We start from the raw sequence: 24278 nt of genomic DNA, 5'->3' as shown, positions 1-24278 counted from the left end.
CACTTGAAAATCTCATTTAAATAAAAGATTTTCTCAAGATAAAAAGGAGTGATCGATGACATTAAACAGTCTGGACGTTCAAAACAAAACCTTTAACCCACAATTTCGTGGCTTCAGTAAACATGAAGTTGATGAATTTTTGGATATCGTAGTTCGAGATTATGACGAATTTGCACAAAAAATAAAAGATCAAGAACGGGAATTAAAAGCTTTGCGCGAACGCGTGAAATATTTCGATGATATGAAAGATTCATTGAATAAGTCTATCGTTGTCGCTCAAGATGCAGCGGATAACCTCCGTGAACAAGCTAAGAGCGAAGCAGATACGATGAAAATTAATTCTGAGAAAGAAGCAACCGAAGTGGTGGCTAAAGCCGGTCAAAAGAGTGCACTAATTATTGAAGCCGCTAAAAAAGAAGCTGGTTTCATCTTAAATGCTGCCTCAGATGATGCACGTAAACTTGTCCGCGATACGGATGATTTGAAACGCAAGATGCGTCTTTATCATCAACGCATGACTTCAATTATTGAAAATCAATTGGCCTCAATTCAATCAGATGATTGGTCAGAAATATTCAAACCTACCCAAGATTATGTCATTAATCCTGAGGAAAAACTTCAAGAAATTATTGAAGAACATTTGGAAAATGCGGAAACTACTTTAGCTAAAACCCAAGCCATTACTCCTCTTACTGAAGAACAAATGGCTGGGAATTCAACGGATGAAAACTCATCTGATGATACTTCTGCAGAAGATGAAAGCAAAATAGAAGCGACTGAGCAAGAAAATGTTCCTGTTGAATCAGAAAAAGAAGTGACAGATGTTACTGACGAAGCGGTCAGCACTGATAAACAAGCTGACACAGCCGAACAGGCTGAACTTCCAACAGAAACACCATCAGAATCTTCTCCAAAGGCTGATGATGAAACTTCAGCCAGTGAAGATGCAGAACTTTTTCCAGAATTAGAAGCTTCACCAGAAAAGACAGATCCGCTCGATAATCAAGAAACAATTGATTTAAGCGAATTAAAAAATTAAAAATCAGACCAAGATAAGAAAAAATATAATTCAAGCAAGCGAGTGACGATGGAAGACTCGTATTCCCTATTTTTCTTATTATCAGCTGATTGGACTTCTAAAGTGACTGCCAGAATTTATTTTCTCAAAGAAGCTTTAGAAAAATCTTGGACTGAACTAAAAGTAAGCTCAAGCGTCTTGCACGTTACGCAAAAGAGTTTCTGTCAGTAAATTTTACTGACAGAAAAAATGAAGGTGGTACCACGGTTTTTCGTCCTTTGCGAAAAATCGTTTTTTTTATTCAATAAAAACAAAATCGAAAGAAAGAAGAAAATATGAAAATCAAAGATACTTTGAATTTGGGGAAAACAGCTTTCCCAATGCGTGCAGGCTTGCCAAATAAAGAACCAAACTGGCAAAAAGACTGGGCAGATGCGACACTCTATGAGAAACGTCAAGAATTAAATGAAGGAAAACCCTCATTTATGCTTCATGATGGGCCTCCTTATGCGAACGGAAATATTCACCTCGGACACTCTTTGAACAAAATTTCAAAAGATATTATTGTTCGTTATAAATCAATGGCAGGTTTCCGTGCTCCTTATGTTCCAGGTTGGGATACTCATGGTTTGCCAATTGAGCAACAACTTGCTAAAGCAGGCATGAAGCGTAAAGAAATGGATTTGCTTGATTATCTTGAGGAATGTCGTAAATACGCGATGAAACAAGTAGATATGCAACGTTCAGATTTCAAATCCCTTGGTGTTCTTGCTGATTGGGACCGTCCATATTTGACACTATTGCCAGAATATGAGGCAGCTCAAATTCGCGTTTTTGGTAAAATGGCTGAAAAAGGATATATCTATAAAGGACAAAAACCAATTTATTGGTCACCTTCATCAGAAAGTTCACTGGCTGAAGCTGAAATCGAATATCAAGATGTTCGTTCAGCATCAATTTTTGTGGCATTTAAAGCTAAAGATACTAAAGGTAAATTACCAGAAGATGTAGAATTTGTAATCTGGACAACAACACCATGGACAATTCCATCAAATTTGGGAATCTTTGCTCATCCTGACTATGATTATTCAGTTGTAGCAGTTAATGGTCGTAAATTTGTGATTGCCTCAGAAATGCTTGAAGCTGTTGCTGAAAAATTAGAATGGGAAAATCCAGAAGTCCTTCAAACGATTAAAGGTTCTGAATTAGAATATATGGTTGCAAAACATCCATTCTATGACCGTGAAACTCTCATCATGAATGCGGATTATGTTACGCTTGATTCTGGTACTGGCCTTGTACACGTTGCCCCAGGACATGGTGAAGATGACTACTTCGCAAGTCGTAAGTATAAATTGCCTGTTTTATCACCAATTGATAATCGTGGTTATTATACTGATGAAGCCCCTGGACTTGAAGGACTTTTCTACGATGAAGGAAATAAAGTTGTCAGTAAATGGCTTGAAGAAAAAGATGCTTTATTGAAACTCGAATTCTTCACTCACTCGTACCCACATGACTGGCGTACTAAAAAACCGGTCATTTTCCGTGCGACACCACAATGGTTTGCTTCAATCGATGACTTCCGTCAAAATATTTTAGATGAAGTTGAGAAAGTAGATTGGGTAATTCCATGGGGGAAAACTCGTTTATTCAATATGGTTCGTGACCGCGGAGATTGGGTCATCTCACGTCAACGTGCTTGGGGAGTTCCTTTGCCAATTTTCTATGGTGAAAATGGTGAGCCAATCATCACACCTGAAACTATTGACCATGTTGCGAATCTTTTTGCTGAATTTGGTTCAAAAGTTTGGTTTGAACGTGAAGCAAAAGACCTTTTACCAGAAGGATTCACTCATCCAGCTTCACCAAATGGTGAATTCACAAAAGAAAAAGATATCATGGACGTTTGGTTTGACTCAGGTTCTTCTTGGAATGGTGTTCTTAACGAACGTGACTACCTGAGCTTTCCTGCAGATCTTTACCTTGAAGGTTCAGACCAATACCGTGGTTGGTTTAATTCATCAATTACAACCTCAGTTGCGGTTAATGGCGTTGCACCATATAAAGCAGTTCTTTCACAAGGCTTTGTTTTAGACGGTAAAGGACGCAAGATGTCTAAATCAATTGGAAATACAATCGTGCCAAAAGATGTCACTAAGAAATTTGGTGCTGACATTCTCCGTCTTTGGGTGGCCTCAATTGATACTGAATCAGATGTTCGTGTGTCAATGGATATTCTCAGTCAAGTTTCTGAAGTTTACCGTAAAATCCGGAATACATTGCGCTTCTTAATCGCCAATACATCGGACTTTAATCCAAAAGAAGATGCAATTGATTTTGCAGAACTTCGTCCAGTAGACAAATATATGCTTGTGAAATTTAATGAACTTGTAAAACAAATTCGTACAGCTTATGATAACTATAGCTTTATGACTGTTTACAAATCAATCATTAATTTCATCACGAATGATTTATCAGCATTCTATCTTGATTTTGCTAAAGATGTTGTTTATATCGAAGAAGCTAATTCGAAAGCACGCCGTTCTATGCAGACTGTGATGTATGTTGTTCTGAAAGATTTGGTAAAACTTTTAGTTCCGATTTTGCCACATACTGCTGAAGAAACGTGGTCTTACCTCACACACGAAGCAGAAGAATTTGCTTATCTTTCAGAAATGCCTGAAGCTGCCGATATCGCTGGCAGTCAAGAATTGTTGGCCAATTGGCAAGAATTCTTGGACTTCCGTGATAAAGTCTTAAAAGCTTTGGAAAATGCCAGAGAAGCCAAAGAGATTGGTAAGTCTTTAGAAGCTACTGTTACTGTTTATCCAAATGAAGTTGTTCGTACTTTACTTACTGTTATTGATGATAACATCGCCCAACTTTTAATTGTGTCAAACTTTAATATCGCTGACGGATCTGTCAGTGCTGCACCAGAAAATGCAATGGTCTTTGAAGATGTTGCGATTGTGGTTGAGCACGCTGCAGGAGAAGTATGTGAACGTTGCCGTCGAACAGACGAAACCGTCGGAAAAAATGAACATGAACAATTGCATATGCTTTGTGAAAATTGTGCGCAAATTGTGACTACAGAATTTCCCGAAGTTTTAGAAGAAGGGTTCGAAATTTAAACTAAAAAAGTTACTGACCGCTCGGTCAGTAACTTTTTTAATATTTAAGTACTAGTAATTTTTGTTTAAAGTACAGTCAACACGGAAGCGAGCACGCTAAAAAGTGTTAAAATTACCATAATTATCACAACGACCATGGTAACTTTTTGAAAAGTACTTTTTTCTGGTTTTTTATATGCCATAGACCCCTCAGTAAAATTTATTTTAAATTAATTGTAACAAGAAATAGCTGACTTTTCAATGCTTATCTTTAAGTTCATCTGTATCTTTTTGTACTTGAGGGGTTAAAAATTTGGCGAAAGGATCAACTTTCTTCTCTTCATCAGCTGACGTTTTTTCATTGTCATCTACCAAGTCTACAGTTGATACACCTAAATCATCCATCATTTTATCAAAATCATCACGTTTTCTAAATGTAAGTCCCATCGTTTTATCCCCTTAAAAGTAGTAGTTATTTGAAGCACGCTCAAAAAGAGGAGTGATTCTTAACCTTATTTTACTACTTAACAAGAAAAAAATCTAGGTATATAAAAAACTTAGGGAAAAAACGAGAAGAATGGGACTGATGAGGCTTGCATTTCTAGCTTATTTTGAGTATAATGTTAAGGAACGGTAGATTGTGATTATGCAGCCTGCCTATTATAAAACAATTTTCTCAAAGGAGACATTTTTAAAATGGCTAAAGAAGTTTACGACCGTAGCAAACCACACGTAAATATCGGTACTATCGGACACGTTGACCATGGTAAAACTACCCTCTCAGCTGCAATCTCTAAAGTATTGTCAGACAAAGGTTACTCAAAAGCAACTGACTTCGCATCTATCGATGCTGCACCTGAAGAACGCGAACGTGGTATCACTATCAACACTGCTCACATCGAGTACGAAACTGAAAAACGTCACTACGCTCACATCGACGCTCCAGGTCACGCGGACTACGTTAAAAACATGATCACTGGTGCTGCCCAAATGGACGGTGCGATCCTCGTTGTTGCTGCAACTGATGGACCAATGCCACAAACTCGTGAACACATCTTGCTTTCACGTCAAGTTGGTGTTAAATACCTTATCGTTTTCCTTAACAAAGCAGACCTTGTTGATGATGACGAATTGATGGAACTCGTTGAAATGGAAGTCCGTGACCTCCTTTCAGAATACGACTTCCCAGGTGATGATATCCCTGTAATCGCTGGTTCAGCACTTGGTGCTTTGAACGGTGAACCACAATGGGTTGCTAAAGTTGAAGAATTGATGGATATCGTTGACGAATACATCCCAACTCCAGAACGCGACACTGACAAACCACTCCTTCTTCCAGTCGAAGACGTATTCTCTATCACTGGTCGTGGTACAGTTGCTTCAGGACGTATCGAACGTGGTACTGTTAAAGTTGGTGACGAAATCGAAATCGTTGGTATCAAAGAAGAAACTAAAAAAGCTGTTGTTACTGGTATCGAAATGTTCCGTAAAACACTTACTGAAGGACTTGCTGGTGATAACGTCGGTGCCCTTCTCCGTGGTATCCAACGTGACGAAATCGAACGTGGTCAAGTTATCGCTAAACCAGGTTCAATCACACCTCACACAACATTCGAAGGTGAAGTTTATGTATTGAGCAAAGAAGAAGGCGGACGTCACACTCCATTCTTCGACAACTACCGTCCTCAATTCTACTTCCACACAACTGACGTTACTGGTTCAGTTAAACTTCCTGAAGGAACTGAAATGGTAATGCCTGGTGACAACGTGCATATCGACGTTGAATTGATCCACCCAGTTGCGATCGAACAAGGTACTACTTTCTCTATCCGTGAAGGTGGACGTACTGTTGGTTCAGGTATCGTTGCTGAAATCAAAGCTTAATCATACTTTTACGTATATTAAAAACTGTCATTCATGACAGTTTTTTTAGTTCTTATTAGAAAAACTTCCTGGCTTAGGAAGTTTTTAGATTTCTTGCTTGTTGAATATTCCACGATCCACGAAGGTATCCATCTGGAAGTAAAACTTATCTTGAATAATTTTATTGGCATGTTGAAAGATATTAACATTTCTTAAACCAGATTTATCAGTGAGAGAGAGTTTAAAACCATTTAATTCTTTATTAACAATGATTTTGAGTAAAAAACCTTCGTTTGAATTTGGTACTTCCTCAAGCATCCGTTTAAATTCGTAATTTCCAAGTTTTGTTTCCGAAAAAGTCATATCTTTGAGTGTAAATTTCTTGAGTGTAGGTGCAAGACTGTAGATGTATTTGCAGCCTTCTGGTTGTTTTTCAGTGACAAAAGCCATATTTTCTCCTTACTTCTTTAAAATTAATTTAAGATGTTCAGCAAACTTTTTAATTTCATCAATTGTATTCAGCTCCGAAAAAGATATTCGTATATTTTCTTTTAGTTTTTCAGATCCGCTACCATAGATAGCTTCTAAAACATGCGAAGGTTCAATGGTTCCTGCTGTACATGCAGAGCCTGTAGAAATAGCAAAACCAGCCAAATCCAATTTTGTTAAGAGGAGGTCGTGATTTTCATGAGGAAAAGCAATGTTGAGGACATGGGGCATGCTCTTACCAAACTGATTCTTATAAAAAGTGAGGGGTGCTGCGTCAGAATCGAGTTCTTCTAAAAGTGTTTTATGGAGGAGTTCTACTTTTTTATAGTTTTCATCCATATGTTCAATGGCAAATTCTAATGCCGTTGCCATCCCAACGAGTGAATGGATATTTTCTGTACCAGCTCGTCGTTTTTCCTCTTGTTCTCCCCCATGGATTAAGGCGTCAAAACGTAATTTTTCATTAAAGTAAAGTAAACCTACCCCTTTGGGTCCATGAAATTTGTGAGCAGAGGCTGAAAGAAAATCTGCTCCAACTTCCTCGGGATGGACAGGTATTTTCCCAAGCACCTGTGTGGCATCTACGTGGTAGGCAGCCTGATGATTGACTAAAAGCTTCCCTACCTCAGTAACGGGGAGGAGTTGACCTGTTTCGTTATTAGCCCACATCATGCTGACTAAAATTGTGTCAGCACGTAAATTTTCTTCGATAAGTGAAGCTGGGAAACTCCCATCTGCTTTTGGTTTTACAAAGGTAACATCAAAACCGTAACGGTCATGAAGGTATTGTACAGTATTTAAGACAGAAGGATGCTCAATAGCTGTGGTAATAATATGGTTCCCTTTAGCTTTATTGGCTAGAGCGTAGCCAATCAACGCTTGGTTGTTGGCCTCACTGGCACCAGAAGTAAAAAGAATATTGCGGCTATTGACAGCCAAAGCCCGTGCGACTGTTTCCCGAACTTGACGTACAACGTGGCTTGCTTGACGTCCCAGTCCGTGGATGCTTGATGGATTTCCAAAAGTTAAAGTTAAGCTGTCACTCATTGAGGTCACAACTTCCGGAAGAAGTGGTGTGGTTGCAGCATTATCAAGATATATTATAGTATTATTCTCTCTTTCTAAGTTAGGTTGAAAGCGGAAAAATGCAGGCTTTCAAAATACTATTTTTTATTAAATTAAGTGGACATTATCTTACTAGTATAGCCTTTGGGCTGTCATCCGTCAAGAAAGTAAGATAAGTTTTTAGGAGGAATTAAGTTGTGAGATGAGAAAAGATATTGCTGTAACAACAATATCTTTTTTGAAGATTAGAAATCGTTAATTAGTCCTGAGGTTTCTCATGCTCAAAAAGAGGAGAGACAGGGCGTCCTTCATGAATACGTAAGATTGCACTAGCAAGATACTCAGCAGCACTCAGGTATTTAACATTCAGAGGTTTCCGATGTTCAGTAACTACAGAATCAGTCACCAGGATTTCTTTAATATCAGCTTTTTCCAGTGCTTCCGCAGCATTCGTGGTAAAGAGGCCGTGGCTTGCTACAGCATAGATTTCACTCGCTCCTGCTTCACGCACGACTTGTGCAGCATTAGCAAAAGTATTACCTGTATTGAGAATATCATCAATAAGAATAACTTTTTTACCCTCAACATTCCCAATAACATAGCCATTTTCTCGATTAGTATCATCATCTTCATAATCGACAATGGCGATAGCAGATTCAAGATATTCAGCTAGAGATCGAGCACGTTTAATCCCAGAATTTTTTGGAGCAACGACGATTACATCATCGCCATAAAGCCCGCTCTTGCGATAGTAGTCCGCAAAAAGCGGAACAGTGAAGAGATTATCGACAGGTATATCAAAGAAGCCTTGGACTTGAACGGCATGTATGTCAAGTGTAAGGAGTCGATCAGCTCCTGCTTTAACAATCATATCAGCTACAAGCTTAGCCGTGATTGGCTCACGTGAAGTTGCTGTACGATCTTGACGGGCATAGCCAAAATAAGGAATTACGACGTTGATGGTATTAGCAGAAGCGCGTTTGCAGGCATCAATCATAATCAAAAGTTCCCAAAGATGATCATTAACAGGGCAACTCGTAGATTGAACAATAAAAACGTCTTGGCTACGTACGCTTTCTTCCATGTTAATCATGATTTCACCATCGGAAAATTGTTTTGAAGATAATTTTCCTAGAGGGACACCTGTGAATTGGCTAATTTTCTCAGCAAGACCAGGATTTGAGTTTAAGGCGAACAGCTTTAAGTGTGAGTCAGAGTAAACCACGATTTCTCTCCATTTTCTATCTATTGAAATACTTATAGGACTATTTTATCAAAAATATGAGAATTTTCATAGTCTGTTTTGCAAGAAACTTAGTCAAAATATTCAATGCTGAGTTTAAAAAAGTATAAAAAGAAGATGAAGATTCAAATGTTAGAAAATTCAGATTTCACAAACTTAGTATTCTAAAAAATAAATAAAAGAACTTTAAATATTGATAATAAAGGCATTGAAAACATTTTCATGAAAAACGATGTGAAGTTTGTGAAATTTACGGCAAAGTCTTGCATTTGAATTTTCTAAATGATATAATAATCCTGTAAGGTTCGTTAAAGGAAACGGTTACGAACAAAATATCCATTTTAGGGGAAAATAAAATGAAAAAAACTAAAGTCATTTCATTGCTTGCAGTATCAGTACTTTCTGTATCTTTGCTTGCTGCTTGTGGGAATAACAACTCAAGCTCAAGTTCTGATAATAAAACAGAACAATCTTCAAAAGCTGAAGTCTTTGCTGGAGCAACTCAAGGGACAGATAGCTTTGCCGATCTTCAAAAAGGTTTTGCTAAAAATGGAGCTTGGTTGAACGCAACTAAAGGCGATATGGATGCTTCTGGAAAAACTTTGACTGTTGAAGGTCTTTTCTTAGGAGATGGACAAGTCGCTCGTAAATTGGCCATCTATAATCAAGATGATAACCATAAAATCACTGATCGTTATACCTTGACTGTCGATAAAATTGAAGTGAAATCACCAGGCTTCTATATTTCAAATGGTACTGTCAAAGGTAACGTTGATGTCTTCGCTCCTGGATTCCACGCTCAAAATGGTACGGTTGCGGGTTCTGTAGCAGGTGAAGCAACAATTGATGGTAACTTGACCTTTGCTAGTCAAGACCTCTTGGATGCTTATAACAAACTTCCAGATGCTCAAAAAGTTAAAGTAACTGGAACAACCTCAGTAGTTAAAGGAGATGTTGTTTCATTTGAAGCTGGTGGAATTACTGCTGGTTCACATGGTAATGTAACTTATTCATTCAAAGGAAATGGTACGGATACTGAAACAGGCGCAACAACTGGTACAAAAGATGTTTCAGTATTAACAAAAGCGCTTGGTAAAGATGGTGCTTGGCTTGTTTCCGCTAATGGTGATGTGGATGCTTCTGGTAAAGATATTACTGTAGACGGTACATTCCTCAATGAAGATGCAACGGTTCAACGTACACTTGCGATGATTGATCAAAATGATTCACACCAAGTTACTAAATCACATACTTTGACGGTTGACCGTTTGATTATTAAATCACCAGGATTTGATCTCGAAGGTGGTAATATCAAAGGTGATGTTTACGTCGCTGAAAATGCATCAATCAAAGCACGTGACATGAAAGATACTGACGGAAAATCTATCCAATCAGAAATCGATGGTAACCTCTATTTCGCAACTCAAGATCAACTTGATACTTATAAAGCACTTGATGCTGCAAATCAATTTAAAGTAAGTGGCACCGTTGGTGTAAAAACAGCTAAATAAAAGATGTCATAGATAATAGGAAAAGGCTCTGAATGAGCCTTTTTTTCTTTGACAAATTATTGTATAATGAGACATGCGTGTAGTTCTATACAAAGATGAGTAGGTCAACGTTAAGCTTATCAAAATAAGCTATAGTAAGGCGCAATAATGAAAGATATTTTTGAATGCATTTACTGACAGTGCTGTCAGTGTTGATGGACTGATTTTTGTTTAGTAACACATGGAGTTAAAGCTTAAATAATAAAATATGCAGTAAACTGAATCTACAAAACACCTTTTGGTAGATTCAGATTGAGGAGAAATAAAATTTGGCAAAAGAAACATTTTCAATCGAATTTGCAGGGCGAACGCTAACTGTTGAAACAGGGCAAGTCGCTAAGCAAGCAAATGGAGCCGTTGTTGTACGTTATGGGGATACAACTGTCTTAACAGCCGCTACAATGGGTAAGATGTCCTCTGGCGATTTCTTTCCACTTCAAGTGAACTATGAAGAAAAAATGTATGCGGCGGGTAAATTCCCAGGGGGGTTCAACAAACGTGAAGCACGTCCGTCGACTGATGCGACATTGACTGCGCGTTTAATTGACCGCCCTATTCGTCCTATGTTTGCTGAAGGTTTTCGTAATGAAGTTCAAGTCATTAATACTGTTCTTTCTTACGATGAAAATGCTTCTGGTCGCGTGGCAGCTATGTTTGGTTCTTCTTTAGCGCTTGCAATTTCTGATATTCCATTTGATGGACCAATTGCAGGTGTTGAAGTTGCTTATATTGATGGAGAATATATCATCAATCCAACTGTTGCGGAAAAAGAGGCATCAAGTTTGGAGCTCTCTGTTGCGGGAAATATCAACGCAATCAATATGGTTGAATCTGGAGCCAAGGAACTTTCAGAAGAAGTAATGCTTGGTGCACTTTTGGCAGGACATAATGCTGTTAAAGAATTAATTGAATTTCAAAATGAAATTGTTGCAAAAGTTGGAAAAGAAAAAGCTGAAGTTGAACTTTTGCATGTTGATGAAGATTTAAAAGCCGAAGTGATTGCAGCTTACAATTCAGATTTGCAAAAAGCAGTTCAAATTGAAGAAAAATTGGCGCGTGAATCTGCGACAAAAGCAGTTAAAGAGGCGATAATTTCTGTTTACAGTGCAAAATATGAAAATGATGAAAATCTTGCTATCATTTTACGCGATGTTGCTGAAATACTTGAAGAGATGGAACATGCAGAAGTTCGTCGCTTGATTACTGAAGATAAAATCCGTCCTGATGGTCGTAAGATTGATGAAATTCGTCCGCTTGATGCTGAAATTGACTTTACCCCACGTAATATTACACATGGGACAGGTTTATTTACTCGTGGTCAAACCCAAGCATTATCCACATTGACTTTGGCACCAATGAGTGAGGCACAAATCATTGATGGCTTGAATGATGAATATAAAAAACGTTTTATGCATCATTATAATTTCCCGCAGTATTCTGTTGGGGAAACAGGACGTTACGGGGCTCCTGGTCGTCGTGAAATTGGTCACGGAGCGCTCGGTGAACGTGCTTTGGAACAAGTATTGCCTTCTCTAGAGGAATTCCCTTATGCCATTCGTTTGGTCGCTGAAGTTTTAGAATCAAATGGTTCGTCATCACAAGCTTCAATCTGTGCAGGAACACTTGCGCTGATGGCTGGTGGTGTGCCAATCAAAGCACCAGTTGCTGGGATTGCGATGGGCTTGATTTCTGATGGAACAAATTATACTGTTTTGACAGATATTCAAGGGCTTGAAGACCATTTTGGTGATATGGACTTTAAGGTTGCAGGAACGCGTGCTGGGATTACTGCGCTGCAAATGGATATTAAAATTTCAGGAATTACACCAGAAATTCTTGCCGAAGCTCTTGCACAAGCAAAAACTGCACGTTTCCAAATTCTTGATGTAATTGAAGCAACAATTGCACAACCTCGGAAAGAGTTGGCACCGTCAGCACCTAAAATTGATACAATTACAATTCCTGTCGATAAAATTAAAGTTGTTATCGGTAAAGGTGGCGAGCAAATCGATAAAATTATTGCTGAAACGGGCGTAAAAATTGATATTGATGAGGAAGGACTTTGTTCAATCTTTTCATCTGATCAAGCAGCAATTGATCAAGCAAAAGCGTTGATTACTGAACTTGTTCGTGAAGCAAAAGTTGGTGAAATTTATGATGCAAAAGTAGTTCGTATCGAAAGTTTTGGTGCTTTTGTAAATCTATTTGGTAAGCAAGATGCAATGGTGCATATTTCTGAAATGGCTTGGGCGCATACGGATAAAGTGGAAGATTTGTTAAAAGTAGGCGATAGTGTCAAAGTCAAGATCTTAAAGATTGATGACAAGGGACGGGTAGATGCCTCTATGCGTGCTTTAGTTGAAAAACCAGAGGACTATGTTGAGCCAGAGCGTAAGCCGCGGGAGAAACGGGAAAATTCTTCCTACCGCAAGGGAAATAACCGTCATCATAATTTTGAACGCCGTGAGCGTACTCAATATGCTGATAAGGAAGAAGTCAAGACTGATAAGACCTATCCACACCAATTTGAGCGTCGCGAACGTCATCATCAACTAGATCAGGACTTCCCAGAACTTTCAAATCAAAAACCTGAATAAACGGAAAAGCTGTAAAATGGGGTGATCAGAGTACAAAAGTTACTGACAGCCCTGTCAGCAAAAAATATGGCTAAATATACTATTAATCCAGAACTTGATGAGCGCTTGCGTTTATCTCTTGACAACCCAGGGTCATTCATGGAAGACTTATCATTGGTCTATGCATTTCATCAATTCCCCGTTTTAGTTCCTAAAGAAGTATTCTTCGTACCTTTAGAAGACCATAAAGCAATCCCTGTTTTTACGACAGAAAAAGAACTGGAGGTTTTCTTATCGGAATTAGAGGATTTCGAGACAGAGTGGGAATTACACTCTTTAGTCGATCTCTTGGATCAACTCATGCCTACAGATATAGATGTGGTGGCGATTAACCCCAAATTGCCTCAAGATGAGGATCGGGGGAATACTGTCTACTTTGGGAAGTCTGAATTCATACAATTTTTGGTTCATTATACAGAGATTTTGAATAAAGCGTTCAGTCCAGAAAACCTTCAGGCTCCGCAAGCAGATAAGTACTATTTTGTCCCTGCTTTTGTGACGCTGAACAATAAACGGCATTTTCCAAATCTAATGAGTGAAACGAACCAAGAATATCTTCCTCTTTTTGATAACTTGGATAGTCTCTCAAAGTGGTATGGTGAAGCTTATTTTAGTAAAGAATTTAAGGAAAATAATGGTCAGGTTTTGTTCATGAAGTTGCCAGAGTTGCTTCATCCAACAGATGATGCGGACAATGATTTTGGCAAAACGGTTGGGATCACAGTTAATCCTTTAGATTATTCACAAGAAGATGTCAAAAATTCAATGATTACATGGGAAGAACTAGGCTTGTAATTGTATTGGACGGGTCTAGGTCATCCTTGGTCTGAGAAATGAGATGAATACTTATGGTATAATCACTATAAGTATTTTTTAACGAAGTAGGAAATAATGAGCGAAAAAAAGAAAGGTTTCTGGCGAGAAGCCATTCGGGTAACCAAAGAAAATGATCCCGCAGCGCGGACAGCCTTGGAAGTCTTATTGACTTATCCAGGAGTTAAAGCTTTAGCGGCACATCGGCTTTCTCATTTTCTGTGGCGACACCATTTTAAACTTTTGGCGAGGATGCATTCTCAATTTTGGCGTTTTTGGACACAGATAGAGATTCATCCTGGGGCACAGATTGATTATGGCGTCTTTATTGATCATGGCTCTGGTTTAGTTATAGGAGAAACGGCTGTTGTTGAACATGATGTGAAACTTTATCACGGCGTCACCCTTGGTGGGACTGGAAAAGATAAAGGAAAAAGGCATCCTACTGTAAGACATGGTGCTTTGATTTCAGCACATGCTCAACTGCTCGGACCTATTGAGGTGGGGGCAAATGCTAAAGTTGGCGCAAGTGCAGTGGTTGTAAGTGATGTTCCTGAGCGGGTAACGGTTGTAGGTATCCCTGCACGTGTGGTCAGGGTAGATGGCAAGAAAGATATAAAGAAAATCACGACCCTAGAAGAGCGCCGTGAAGCAAGTTACCATTCCTCTCATCACCCCTCAGACCAATAAAGAGCTAGAATAAGAAAAACAGATAGAATTTTTTGAGGAAGGCCTTAACGCTTCTTTTTTGAAAGAGAACAGGAGCTGACAGCTCCATCAGTTAGGGAAATGGAAAAATATGCTGAAAATTTATAATACGATGAGTCGACATCTAGAGGAATTTCAACCACTTGAACCGGGAAAAGTGAAAATGTATGTTTGTGGTCCAACGGTCTACAATTATATCCACGTGGGTAATGCAAGAAGTGTCGTTGCGTTTGATGTGATCAGAAAATATCTGGAGTATCGTGGTTTCACTGTGGACTATGTCTCTAATTTTACAGATGTGGATGATAAGATTATCAAGGTAGCGCACAATGAGTCTACAACGCCTCAGGAAGTCTCAGAGCGCTATATTAGAGCTTTCTATGAGGATACTGCAGCATTAAGCGTGAAAAAGGCAACGCACAATCCCAAAGCGACTGAATATATTTCAGATATGGTCGTCTTTATTCAAGATTTGATTGATAAAAAATTTGCTTATGTCGTCGATGGCGATGTATACTTCCGAGTAGCAAAAGCTAAAGATTATGCCAAATTAGCAAACAAGAATCTTGCAGAGCTTTTAGAGGGAGCTTCAGGACGCTTGGATGAGGAAGCTGCGCGTAAAGAATCGGCTGCTGATTTTGCCTTATGGAAGGCAGAAAAAACAGGAGAAATCTCTTGGGATGCTCCTTGGGGTGCGGGTAGACCAGGTTGGCATATTGAATGTTCAGTGATGAGTACGTCACTTTTAGGAGATACAATTGATATCCATGGTGGGGGCGCCGATTTGGAATTCCCACATCATACGAATGAAATTGCCCAATCAGAAGCAAAGACAGGACAAAAGTTTGCGAATTACTGGATGCACAATGGATTTGTAAATGTGGATGGTGAAAAAATGTCCAAATCACTGGGAAATTTTACCACTGTACATGAGCTTTTACAGGCTATTGAGCCACGTGTTCTTCGATTTTTCCTAGCAACGACGCATTATCGTCGCCCAGTTAATTTTACTGAAGAAGGGCTACAAGATGCGGAAAATAACGTTAAAAAGCTTGAAAATGCTTATCGTAACCTTGACGCCTCTGCTGTATTATCTGAAACGGAGCTGATAGAGCTGTCAGTATTTCAAACTAGTTTTAAAGAGGCGATGGACGATGATTTCAACATTGCAAATGGACTTACAGTCTTTTACGACTTTATCAGCTGGGTTAACAAAGGTCATGGCGGAATGCTAACACTGGAGTTCTTTGATCAAGTGCTTGAAATCTTAGGCATTCATTTCGAAAAAGCAGAACGACTCGCAAGTGAGATTGAAGCAATGATAGAGGCGCGCCAAGTAGCGCGTGAAGTGCGTGATTTTGCTAAAGCTGACGAAATCCGTGATCAACTTAAAGCTGAGGGAATCGTTTTGGAGGATACGAAAGAAGGGGTGCGTTGGCATCGTGAATAAACAACAAGCAGCATTACTAAATGGAATCGCATTGGCCTACATAGGAGATGGAGTCTATGAGGTCTTTGTCAGAGACTATCTCTTGAGCAAAGGCTTGACCAAACCAGCTCAACTCCAAAAACATGCGACACAGTTTGTTTCTGCCAAAGCACAGGCAAAAATATTTGCAGCTATGGAAGCGGTGGGTTTTCTCACTGAAGAAGAGTTGAATTATTTTAAGCGCGGGCGCAATGCTCATTCGAAAACTACAGCTAAAAATACGGATGTAGTCACTTATCGAATCTCTACAGGATTCGAAGCGGTCATTGGGATTTTACATTTGACCCACCAAGAAGAACGTCTCCAAGAATTATGGAAATTTTGTGTTAAAGTTATTGAAAATCCAACACCTGAAGAAAAATAAAGTTATTTTTAGAATACGTTTTATTCAACTAGTGGAATCATAAAATTACTAGAGCATCAAAGGTATGAAAAGCTTGCAAAGCCACAAGCCATCAGCCTTTTGACCACCTTTATTTAGGAAAAATGAAAGTATTAAGCAAATTATTTTCAAAAAGAAAAATAATCCGCTAGAATAGGTATGCGTATAAAACAGCGGAAAGAAGAAGAAATGTATAGAGTAGTAACGATGTACGGCACCGACGAGCCATGGTGGTTCTTCGATGGCTGGAAAGAAGATATTGTTTCAGTTGATGAATTTGATGATTTTTATAAAGCTTTAAAATGCTATAAAAAAGAATGGTTAAAAATGGCCAGCAAGTTTAAAGAATACACAAGCAAGGAAGGTTTACAAACCGCCTTTTGGCAATCTGGTGATGAGGAGTGGTGTGAAGAATGTGTTGGATATCTCCAACGCTATCATAGCATTGCGCTCCTTGAGGATTGGCATGCGATACCGCTTGAGAAGAAACGATCTGGCTACAGTAAAAAGTCAGCCGAACTTCCAGGTCGATTTTGTGCCCTGCGTGGTGAAGCCTAAGAAAAAAGTTGCTCTTCTGGAGGGACTTTTTTCTATCTAAGCATTTTACTAGCCATTTACTAAGAAAAGTATTATAATAATTTTATAATAAATTTCTTAGTAAAGGAGGGCGAGATGAAAAGAACATTAATTATATTAGACGGTTTATTGCTCTCTTTAATTGTGATTCTTGGCATTGCCCTTTTTTTCAGCGTACAAAATCAGCGCGATGAGCGTTCCATCACGACGACCCAACGTACTTCTAGTCAAAGTTCTGAACGTGCTTTGAGAATTGTTGCCGATGAGCTAGTGGAAGGGAAATTTGATTCTTTAGCTGGCTTGTGGAAAAATGAGCATCTGGAAGCAAATTCTGCACAAGAAGTGGTAATCACAGGTCCATTACTGACGCGTGATGGTGCTTCTGATGAGCTCGTTTTTCGGGAAAAAAATAGTGATACTGGATTGATCCGGCTAGGGCTTAAAGAAAAGGAAGAAGTAATTATCGCCATTTATCCACGTGGCAGTGCTATCCCCGTAAGGACAGCCCAAGGTGAAGTGGATTATACAGGCGAAAGTGATCCTACGGATATGGAGCAAGATCGGCTGATTGTCGGGCAAGGTTACTTGAATGCTCAACAAACTGAACAAAAGGTTTTCTATCGTCAGATGGAAGAAACAATCTAAAATAAAAATAGTATGGGAAAGAAAGTTCTTTTTTGAGAAAATCCTCTTGAAATATAATCTGAAATAGGGTAAAATATCAATATCTTAGTAAGAACTCGATGGTCAAAGCTCGGGAAAATATGCGAAAGTCACTGGAAGTCACTGACCGCTCGGTCAGTAATTTTCGGAGTGAGTTTTTGTCGTATTTTTCACAGCTTTGGCTTTTTTGTTTGAAAAAAATAAAGCACAAAGAATTGTTTAGTTATGATTAGAAAAATCTAAAAGAAAAGGACGAATTTTGTAAAATTCGAAGCAAAAAAATGGACGTTCAAGAAAATTATGATGTCATTGTTGTAGGAGCCGGGCATGCGGGTGTAGAAGCTAGTCTTGCTGCAGCGCGAATGGGCTGTAAAACCTTACTTTTGACCATCAACTTAGATATGGTTGCTTTTATGCCTTGCAACCCTTCTATTGGTGGTTCAGCCAAGGGAATCGTCGTACGAGAAATTGATGCCTTAGGTGGTGAAATGGGTCGCAATATTGACAAGACCTATATCCAAATGAAAATGCTCAACACAGGTAAGGGACCAGCGGTTCGAGCCTTAAGAGCTCAAGCGGATAAAAATGAATATGCGTTATCAATGAAAAATACCGTTTCTGACCAAGAAAATTTAACCCTTCGTCAGGGAATGGTAGAAGAACTGTTGGTAAATGAAGCGCAAAACGAAGTGGTAGGTGTAAAGACTGCGACTGGGACACGTTATGGGGCTAAAACAGTCGTGATCACGACCGGGACGGCGCTACGTGGAGAAATCATCATTGGAGAGTTGAAATATGCCTCAGGTCCCAATAATTCGCTCTCTTCAATCGGCTTGGCAGATCATTTGCGCCAACTTGGTTTTGAAATTGGGCGTTTTAAAACGGGTACACCTCCACGTGTGTTGGCCAGCTCGATTGATTACGATAAAACGGAGATTCAACCTGGCGACACTGCACCCAATCATTTCAGCTTTATGAGCCGTGATGAAGATTACCTCAAAGATCAAATTCCTTGTTGGTTGACTTATACAACAGAAAATAGTCACACCATCTTGCGAGAAAACCTCCATCGTGCACCGCTCTTTTCAGGAATGGTCAAAGGTGTTGGCCCTCGTTATTGTCCATCTATTGAAGATAAAATTACCCGCTTTGCTGATAAACCACGGCACCAATTGTTCCTTGAACCAGAAGGACGCAACACCGAAGAAGTTTATATTGGTGGACTTTCAACATCAATGCCAGAAGATGTCCAATTTGATCTGGTACGCTCTATCCCAGGGCTTGAAAATGCACAAATGATGCGGACCGGTTATGCGATAGAATATGATGTCGTCATGCCTCATCAACTTCGCCCAACTTTAGAAACTAAACTCATCGCTGGCCTCTTTACTGCGGGACAAACCAATGGGACGTCAGGTTATGAAGAAGCTGCTGGTCAAGGCTTGGTAGCGGGAATCAATGCTGCGCTTAAAGTTCAAGGAAAACCTGAGTTTATTTTAAAACGGAGTGAAGCATATATTGGCGTAATGATCGATGACTTGGTCACTAAAGGGACGCTTGAGCCTTACCGCTTGCTGACATCGCGTGCAGAATACCGCCTGATTCTCCGTCACGACAATGCGGATCGCCGTTTGACAAAAATGGGGCGAGAAGTTGGTTTGGTATCCGATCAACAATGGGAAATTTATGAACAAAAGATGGCTCAATTTGATCGAGAAATGAAACGGTTATCAGCTGAAAAATTAAAACCATTACCTGAAACGCAAGAAAAGTTAGGTGCGATGGGATTTGGTCCAATTAAGGATGCTCTAACAGGAGCAGAATTTTTGAAACGTCCTGAGGTTCATTATGATGATGTCATTAATTTCATTGGCGCAGCCCCAGAAAAAATTGACCGCACGGTCATTGAGCTGATTGAAACTGAAATTACTTATGAAGGTTATATCAAGAAAGCCATGGATCAGGTTGAAAAGATGCACCGTTTAGAAGCAAAACGTATTCCTAAGAATATGGACTGGGATAAACTTGATTCTATTGCGACAGAGGCGCGTCAAAAATTTAAAAAAATTAACCCTGAAACTTTGGGACAAGCAAGTCGGATTTCGGGAGTTAATCCTGCCGATATTAGTATTCTGATGGTTTATCTCGAAGGCAGATAAAAACAGAGTAAAAGCGTTACTGACAGAGCTGTCAGTAACGCTTTTTTCTTGTGCATTGATGAGAAAGTTGTTAAAATGAGCTTAAATAAGGAGTTGCTAAGGTATGACGGACATAAAAAACATCATCTTCGATTGGGACAATACCCTTTTTCCCTTCAAAGAAAAGTATTGGGAGAGTGCTCACCGCAAACTCTTTAAAGCGACCTATGATTTTGAAGAAGAAGCGCTAGATCAGTTCATGGTAAAATATCATGAATTTGATGAGCAACTTTGGCCGAAAGTTCATGCGCATCAACTGACTATTGCTGAGTTACGCGAAGAGCGCTTGCGCCTGACTTTAAAACACTTTGGAAAACCCATCGATGAATCAGAAGTGAAAGGCTTCTTTGCGAAGTTCCTCTTAACTTTATTTGATGAGATTTGTCCTGATCCAGTATTACTTGAGACAATGCAACAGCTCTCAAAAAACTACAATATTGCGCTATTAAGTAATGGTGGATATGTGGAACAACGAGAAAAATTACGACGCGCAGGTTTTGATGGACTTTTTCCTACTTATATTTCGGGAGAGACGGGTTTCTTGAAACCTGACCCCCGTGCTTTTACACACCTTCTTGAAAAAGAAGGCTTCGAGGCATCAGAAACTTTAATGGTTGGTGATTTAGTAGAACATGATATCTTACCTGCTCAATCTTTAGGTTTAAAAACAGCTTATCTTGGTCCAAAAAAAGGTACAGGAGCAGACTTTGAATACAGGACATTGGCACAATTTTTTAAAGCTTTCCTCAAATAAAAAAGGGGCCTAAGGACCCTTATAAAAATTTTTTAGTGAAGTGTTAGGGGCTGATCCGTGAGATGAAGGACATCTACTGACAGCTTGGTCAGCAGATAAATACCATTCTTATCAAAATTAACCACCATCTTTTCAAATTGACCAGATACCTGCTCAATATAAAAAGTAAAGGCGCCGCTAAGATTGCCCGTTACAACAAGAGCGAGGGTGCGTTCTGGGTCATCCATGACCTTTAACCAAAGGTGAGTATTAAGAATGTACTGAATGCCAGGTTCGTTGTTTAAAATTAAGAGATGCGGAAAGTCTAACTCCGTACCACTGACAGGTTCTCCTTCTAAAGGATAGACCATAGGATCAATCTCATCATAAGCAATCAAGTCATCTAAGACGTCGCTGACAAGTTGAGTGGTCATTGCCCGGTCACTGGCAGGAATAATTACTGGCGAAGTTTTACTGACCGATCCGTCAGTAATATAGAGTTCATTCATCAAACCCATACCAAACATTTGTTTTCGATGATTGGACCAGTTTTGCGTTTTTTTGATTTCTTCTGAGAGGTGGCTTAAGTCAATCGGGGTCATGTATAATCTCCTTTCAATCAAGTTTTTTAAGTATTTAAAATTAATCATTTTTCTGCGCTTTCCTCAATAGGACGTGGGAGTAGGGAGAGGCTGCAGGGTGAGATCGTCCATCACTTGATAGGGGCGTTCGATTTTATCCGAATTCGGATGCTGATGCTTTATCGTGATGATCGTTACGTAGCTATTGTTGTTCATAAGTCTCTCCTTTTTAGTTATTTATAATAATTTTATCATTTTTTTATCATTTGACGAAACGATATGTTCCATGATTTACGGTAGGAGTGATTCAAACGGTTATAAAAAGAAGACAACATTTATAGAAAAGCCAGTGGGCTTAGTGTAAAATAAAGTTAAGTCAAGTCCGGTTTATTAATAAAACGAATGATAAGGAGAAACGCATGAAAGTAGTCATCGTTGGGGGATCTCATGCCGGTATTGCCTGTGCACGCCACGCCCGTAAGAACTATCCCGATGCAGAAATTGTCCTCTATGAAAAACAAAAGCAGTTAGGATTTATTGCTCAGAGTATTCCTTGGTATTTGATGGGAAGAGAAGATTTACTTGAGCATGCCACCTATACCACTGTCGAAGAACTTCAAGCCCAAGGGATTACGACTTTTACCGAAACCACAGTACGGACGATTGACACGAAGCAAAAACAACTTTTTATCACAAAGGAAAACAGTCAAAATATTGAGGCTATCTCCTATGATAAATTAGTGCTGGCAACAGGCTCTTATCCCTTGTTACCAATGTTTAGCGCAGAGAATCAAGAGCGTGTGATTGTCATCAAAAATATGGAAGATGCGCAGCGTGTGAAAGCTTTATTTGAGACCGCCAAAAAAGTGATTGTTGTTGGTGGCGGGTTTATCGGCGTTGAAATTGCCCGAATTTTTGCAGCACGTCAGATAGGAGTGGCGCTCATCCAAGCCCATCATTATCTTCTGGATCGTTACTTAGATGAACCAGCAGCACGCTGCATTGAAGATAACTTGCAACGCGAAGGCGTTCAACTTCACCTTTCTACTTTTCCGATTGATATTCGGCAGGAGAATGGTCAACTTCATCTTTATACAGATCAATATGATAAAATTGAAGCAGACGCGATTATTTATTCAGTGGGCTTTCGTCCCAATTCTTTTCTGCTAGCTAATCAGGTTATTCTTGGAGATATGGGGGCTATTGAAGTAGATGAGTACATGCGCAGTAGTCAGCCAGATGTTTTTGCAATTGGTGATTGTGCCACTTCAAAAGTGGCCCATCTGAAGGAGAATAAATATCTCCCCCATGCGAGTGAAGCAATCCGGCAAGGCCAAATCGCTGCACTTAACTTGGTAGCACCACGACAAAAAATCCGTCCAACACAAGGAACTTATAGTATGAACCTTGAGGAACACACCGTATGTGCGACAGGTCTTACACGGAAAAAAGCTCAAGAAGCAGGCTTTGACTGTGACCAAGTGCATTATAAAAACGCCTCTCTTACAGGAAAAAGTTATACGAATATCTGGTTAACCTATGAAAAAAGTAGCCATAAAATTTTTGGTGCTCAGGTTGAAGGAACCACAGTCGGGATTGCAAGTTATGCTGATTTATTCTCTTTAGCTATCCAAAATGACCTGCGAACCGAAGACCTGGAGTTTAGTGATTTTTATTTTAAACACGGTTATAAAAATCCTGAAGGAATGATCAATACCTTAGCGGAACTTGTCCGCGATAAAGATCCACTCATTTAAAAAAATAAAGGAGTAAAGGAGGAGCATATGATTCAAGTTGAAGATACCAAGTATGATGACTTAGCCTATTGTCACCAACTACTCTCGGCTTTGGAACAACTTGAGCAAAATAAAAACACGCGGGCAAAATTGAAAGAAAAATTTCAAAAGCAAATGCAAGTTAAAAGCCGACTTTTTGCTTGTGGAAGTGTGTGCTTCGTCCCTCTTTTTACACTCTTATTGCTTAGCTTGAGCTTACTAAAGTCAAGCTTTGGGAAGACACAATTTTTGATTTTAAGTGGCGGTGCTTTGCTTTATCTGCTGGACCTCTTATGGTGGAAATACAGAGGTAAAAAAAGGCTCGCATTACACAAAGAGATAATGTTTCGCACCGAGCGCTCGAAAATTGATCAGTTTTCGCAACGTTTAACCACGAGCGAACCTCTCGCCAATCCTCGCCTGCCCCAGCAGTATCTTACACCAGAAATGGTGCGGCAAATTATCGCTTATCTTAACAAAAGACACGCTGGCTTTTTGGAAGAAGCCATTTATATGATGGAACTTGATTTGCGCCACACAAAATATAACAAAGATGCCCTACCAATAGAGCAAGTGCTCCAATCAGAGAATGAAGGCTTACAGAAAAAACAAGGAAATCAAGAAAAAAAGCTTGACAAGATTTAAAATAACTGATAGAATAATAGAGTTGAAAAGCAGAAGCACCCGCTTCTCGCCTTAGTGGTTATAGCCCTGGGCAAACGAATGGAATTATTCAAAAACGAATGTTTTCATGAGCGGGGCGAGATTGTCGTTCCGCTTTTGTTTTTCTTAAATATCATATTTAGAAGGAGAACGAATATAGCTAAACAAGACAATAGAAAACCTATGATGAACGGTGCAATCCGTGCTCGTGAGGTTCGTCTCATCGGCGCTGAGGGTGAACAATTAGGTGTCACACCAACGTCTGAGGCGCTGATGCAAGCTGAAAATCTTAACATGGATTTGGTTTTGATTTCAAATCAAGAACCACCTGTTGCAAAAATCATGGATTATACAAAATTCATGTTTGAGCAAAAGAAAAAGCAAAAAGAAGCGAAGAAGAAACAAGCTGTTGTTTCTGTCAAAGAAGTACGTTTATCACCAGTGATTGACCAAAATGACTTTGACACAAAACTTCGTCAAGCTATCAAGTTCCTTGAAAAAGGGGACAAAGTTAAGGTTTCAATTCGATTCAAAGGTCGGATGATTACTCACCAAGATGTGGGTCGTCAAGTGATGGACAAGTTCGCGCAAGCAACAAAAGATGTTGCTGTTGTTGAACAAAGAGCCAAAATGGATGGACGCCAAATGTTCTTGCAACTTGCTCCTATCAAAAAATAGGAAGCTTTGCCATTGGAGCCATCAAGAAGGGAAAATCGCCCT

The 24278-nt window shown here is 39.4% G+C and carries 22 protein-coding genes and 1 other annotated feature; of the genes, 16 read left to right on the top strand and 6 right to left on the bottom strand.

All coding sequences use genetic code 11. From position 1 onward, the window contains the following. Window positions 1-55 precede the first annotated feature (55 nt). Window positions 56-1039 carry a DivIVA domain-containing protein gene (locus JKP71_RS06535; RefSeq protein ID WP_200407455.1) on the top strand — a complete coding sequence of 328 codons (984 nt, stop codon included), beginning with the start codon at window positions 56-58 and terminating at the stop codon, window positions 1037-1039. Window positions 1040-1353: 314 nt separating this feature from the next. Further along, entirely contained in the window at window positions 1354-4152 is a 2799-nt protein-coding gene (ileS, locus tag JKP71_RS06530; RefSeq protein ID WP_200407454.1) for an isoleucine--tRNA ligase, read from the top strand. A gap of 65 nt (window positions 4153-4217) precedes the next feature. Here ileS and JKP71_RS06525 read toward each other — a convergent pair whose 3' ends face one another. Further along, window positions 4218-4334 carry a DUF4044 domain-containing protein gene (locus JKP71_RS06525; protein ID WP_082272304.1) on the bottom strand — a complete coding sequence of 39 codons (117 nt, stop codon included), beginning with the start codon at window positions 4332-4334 and terminating at the stop codon, window positions 4218-4220. Between the two features lie 55 nt (window positions 4335-4389). Then, the gene (locus JKP71_RS06520) at window positions 4390-4578 is read right to left on the bottom strand and encodes an SPJ_0845 family protein (RefSeq protein WP_075525308.1); all 189 of its coding nucleotides are present in this window, start codon (window positions 4576-4578) and stop codon (window positions 4390-4392) included. A gap of 249 nt (window positions 4579-4827) precedes the next feature. Between JKP71_RS06520 and tuf the strand changes: the two genes are divergently transcribed. Then, window positions 4828-6015, top strand: a complete 1188-nt coding sequence (gene tuf, locus JKP71_RS06515) for an elongation factor Tu (RefSeq protein WP_075525307.1) — start codon at window positions 4828-4830, stop codon at window positions 6013-6015. 84 nt (window positions 6016-6099) lie between these two features. Here tuf and JKP71_RS06510 read toward each other — a convergent pair whose 3' ends face one another. The 3 genes from JKP71_RS06510 to JKP71_RS06500 form a co-directional block, all read right to left on the bottom strand. Continuing rightward, entirely contained in the window at window positions 6100-6444 is a 345-nt protein-coding gene (locus tag JKP71_RS06510) for a DUF1831 domain-containing protein (protein WP_200407453.1), read from the bottom strand. A 9-nt stretch (window positions 6445-6453) separates the two neighbouring features. Continuing rightward, window positions 6454-7587, bottom strand: a complete 1134-nt coding sequence (locus JKP71_RS06505; protein ID WP_200407482.1) for a cysteine desulfurase family protein — start codon at window positions 7585-7587, stop codon at window positions 6454-6456. Window positions 7588-7807: 220 nt separating this feature from the next. Continuing rightward, window positions 7808-8773, bottom strand: coding sequence for a ribose-phosphate diphosphokinase (locus JKP71_RS06500; protein WP_075525304.1), 966 nt, complete (start codon window positions 8771-8773; stop codon window positions 7808-7810). A 374-nt stretch (window positions 8774-9147) separates the two neighbouring features. On the opposite strand from JKP71_RS06500, the gene JKP71_RS06495 reads away from it, so the two are divergent. The 10 genes from JKP71_RS06495 to JKP71_RS06450 all read left to right on the top strand — a co-directional run bounded on the left by JKP71_RS06495 (window position 9148) and on the right by JKP71_RS06450 (window position 20560). Next, on the top strand, window positions 9148-10302 hold the full coding sequence (locus JKP71_RS06495) for a hypothetical protein (protein ID WP_200407452.1): 1155 nt from the start codon (window positions 9148-9150) through the stop codon (window positions 10300-10302). A gap of 308 nt (window positions 10303-10610) precedes the next feature. Next, window positions 10611-12938 (top strand): polyribonucleotide nucleotidyltransferase, encoded by a 2328-nt coding sequence (pnp, locus tag JKP71_RS06490; protein ID WP_200407451.1) that lies wholly within the window; start codon window positions 10611-10613, stop codon window positions 12936-12938. A gap of 66 nt (window positions 12939-13004) precedes the next feature. Next, the gene (locus tag JKP71_RS06485; protein WP_200407450.1) at window positions 13005-13772 is read left to right on the top strand and encodes a hypothetical protein; all 768 of its coding nucleotides are present in this window, start codon (window positions 13005-13007) and stop codon (window positions 13770-13772) included. A 96-nt stretch (window positions 13773-13868) separates the two neighbouring features. Further along, window positions 13869-14480, top strand: coding sequence for a serine O-acetyltransferase (cysE, locus tag JKP71_RS06480; RefSeq protein ID WP_075525300.1), 612 nt, complete (start codon window positions 13869-13871; stop codon window positions 14478-14480). Window positions 14481-14589: 109 nt separating this feature from the next. Next, window positions 14590-15948, top strand: coding sequence for a cysteine--tRNA ligase (gene cysS / locus JKP71_RS06475; protein WP_200407449.1), 1359 nt, complete (start codon window positions 14590-14592; stop codon window positions 15946-15948). Continuing rightward, on the top strand, window positions 15941-16351 hold the full coding sequence (locus JKP71_RS06470) for a Mini-ribonuclease 3 (RefSeq protein WP_200407448.1): 411 nt from the start codon (window positions 15941-15943) through the stop codon (window positions 16349-16351). Before cysS ends, JKP71_RS06470 begins: the two co-directional genes overlap by 8 nt. A 207-nt stretch (window positions 16352-16558) precedes the next feature. Next, window positions 16559-16927 carry a DUF1033 family protein gene (locus JKP71_RS06465; protein WP_075525353.1) on the top strand — a complete coding sequence of 123 codons (369 nt, stop codon included), beginning with the start codon at window positions 16559-16561 and terminating at the stop codon, window positions 16925-16927. A gap of 114 nt (window positions 16928-17041) precedes the next feature. Then, complete coding sequence (locus JKP71_RS06460) at window positions 17042-17590, top strand: DUF6287 domain-containing protein (protein ID WP_200407447.1); 549 nt, start codon at window positions 17042-17044, stop codon at window positions 17588-17590. Between the two features lie 299 nt (window positions 17591-17889). Next, window positions 17890-19767, top strand: coding sequence for a tRNA uridine-5-carboxymethylaminomethyl(34) synthesis enzyme MnmG (mnmG, locus tag JKP71_RS06455; protein ID WP_200407446.1), 1878 nt, complete (start codon window positions 17890-17892; stop codon window positions 19765-19767). Window positions 19768-19870: 103 nt separating this feature from the next. Further along, a complete protein-coding gene (locus JKP71_RS06450; RefSeq protein ID WP_200407445.1) occupies window positions 19871-20560 on the top strand; it encodes an HAD family hydrolase in 690 nt (229 codons plus the stop codon). A 32-nt stretch (window positions 20561-20592) separates the two neighbouring features. Here JKP71_RS06450 and JKP71_RS06445 read toward each other — a convergent pair whose 3' ends face one another. Then, window positions 20593-21141 carry a hypothetical protein gene (locus JKP71_RS06445; RefSeq protein ID WP_200407444.1) on the bottom strand — a complete coding sequence of 183 codons (549 nt, stop codon included), beginning with the start codon at window positions 21139-21141 and terminating at the stop codon, window positions 20593-20595. A gap of 398 nt (window positions 21142-21539) precedes the next feature. On the opposite strand from JKP71_RS06445, the gene JKP71_RS06440 reads away from it, so the two are divergent. The 3 genes from JKP71_RS06440 to infC all read left to right on the top strand — a co-directional run bounded on the left by JKP71_RS06440 (window position 21540) and on the right by infC (window position 24236). Continuing rightward, entirely contained in the window at window positions 21540-22877 is a 1338-nt protein-coding gene (locus JKP71_RS06440; protein ID WP_200407443.1) for an FAD-dependent oxidoreductase, read from the top strand. Window positions 22878-22904: 27 nt separating this feature from the next. Next, window positions 22905-23540, top strand: coding sequence for a hypothetical protein (locus JKP71_RS06435; protein ID WP_200407442.1), 636 nt, complete (start codon window positions 22905-22907; stop codon window positions 23538-23540). 21 nt (window positions 23541-23561) lie between these two features. Continuing rightward, window positions 23562-23687, top strand: a sequence feature (ribosomal protein L20 leader region). A 54-nt stretch (window positions 23688-23741) separates the two neighbouring features. Further along, on the top strand, window positions 23742-24236 hold the full coding sequence (gene infC / locus JKP71_RS06430) for a translation initiation factor IF-3 (protein ID WP_075525291.1): 495 nt from the start codon (window positions 23742-23744) through the stop codon (window positions 24234-24236). Window positions 24237-24278 lie beyond the last annotated feature (42 nt).

The sequence above is a fragment of the Lactococcus taiwanensis genome, assembly GCF_014905395.1.
Classification (GTDB): domain Bacteria; phylum Bacillota; class Bacilli; order Lactobacillales; family Streptococcaceae; genus Lactococcus; species Lactococcus taiwanensis.
This window is presented reverse-complemented; position numbering and strand designations above follow the sequence as displayed.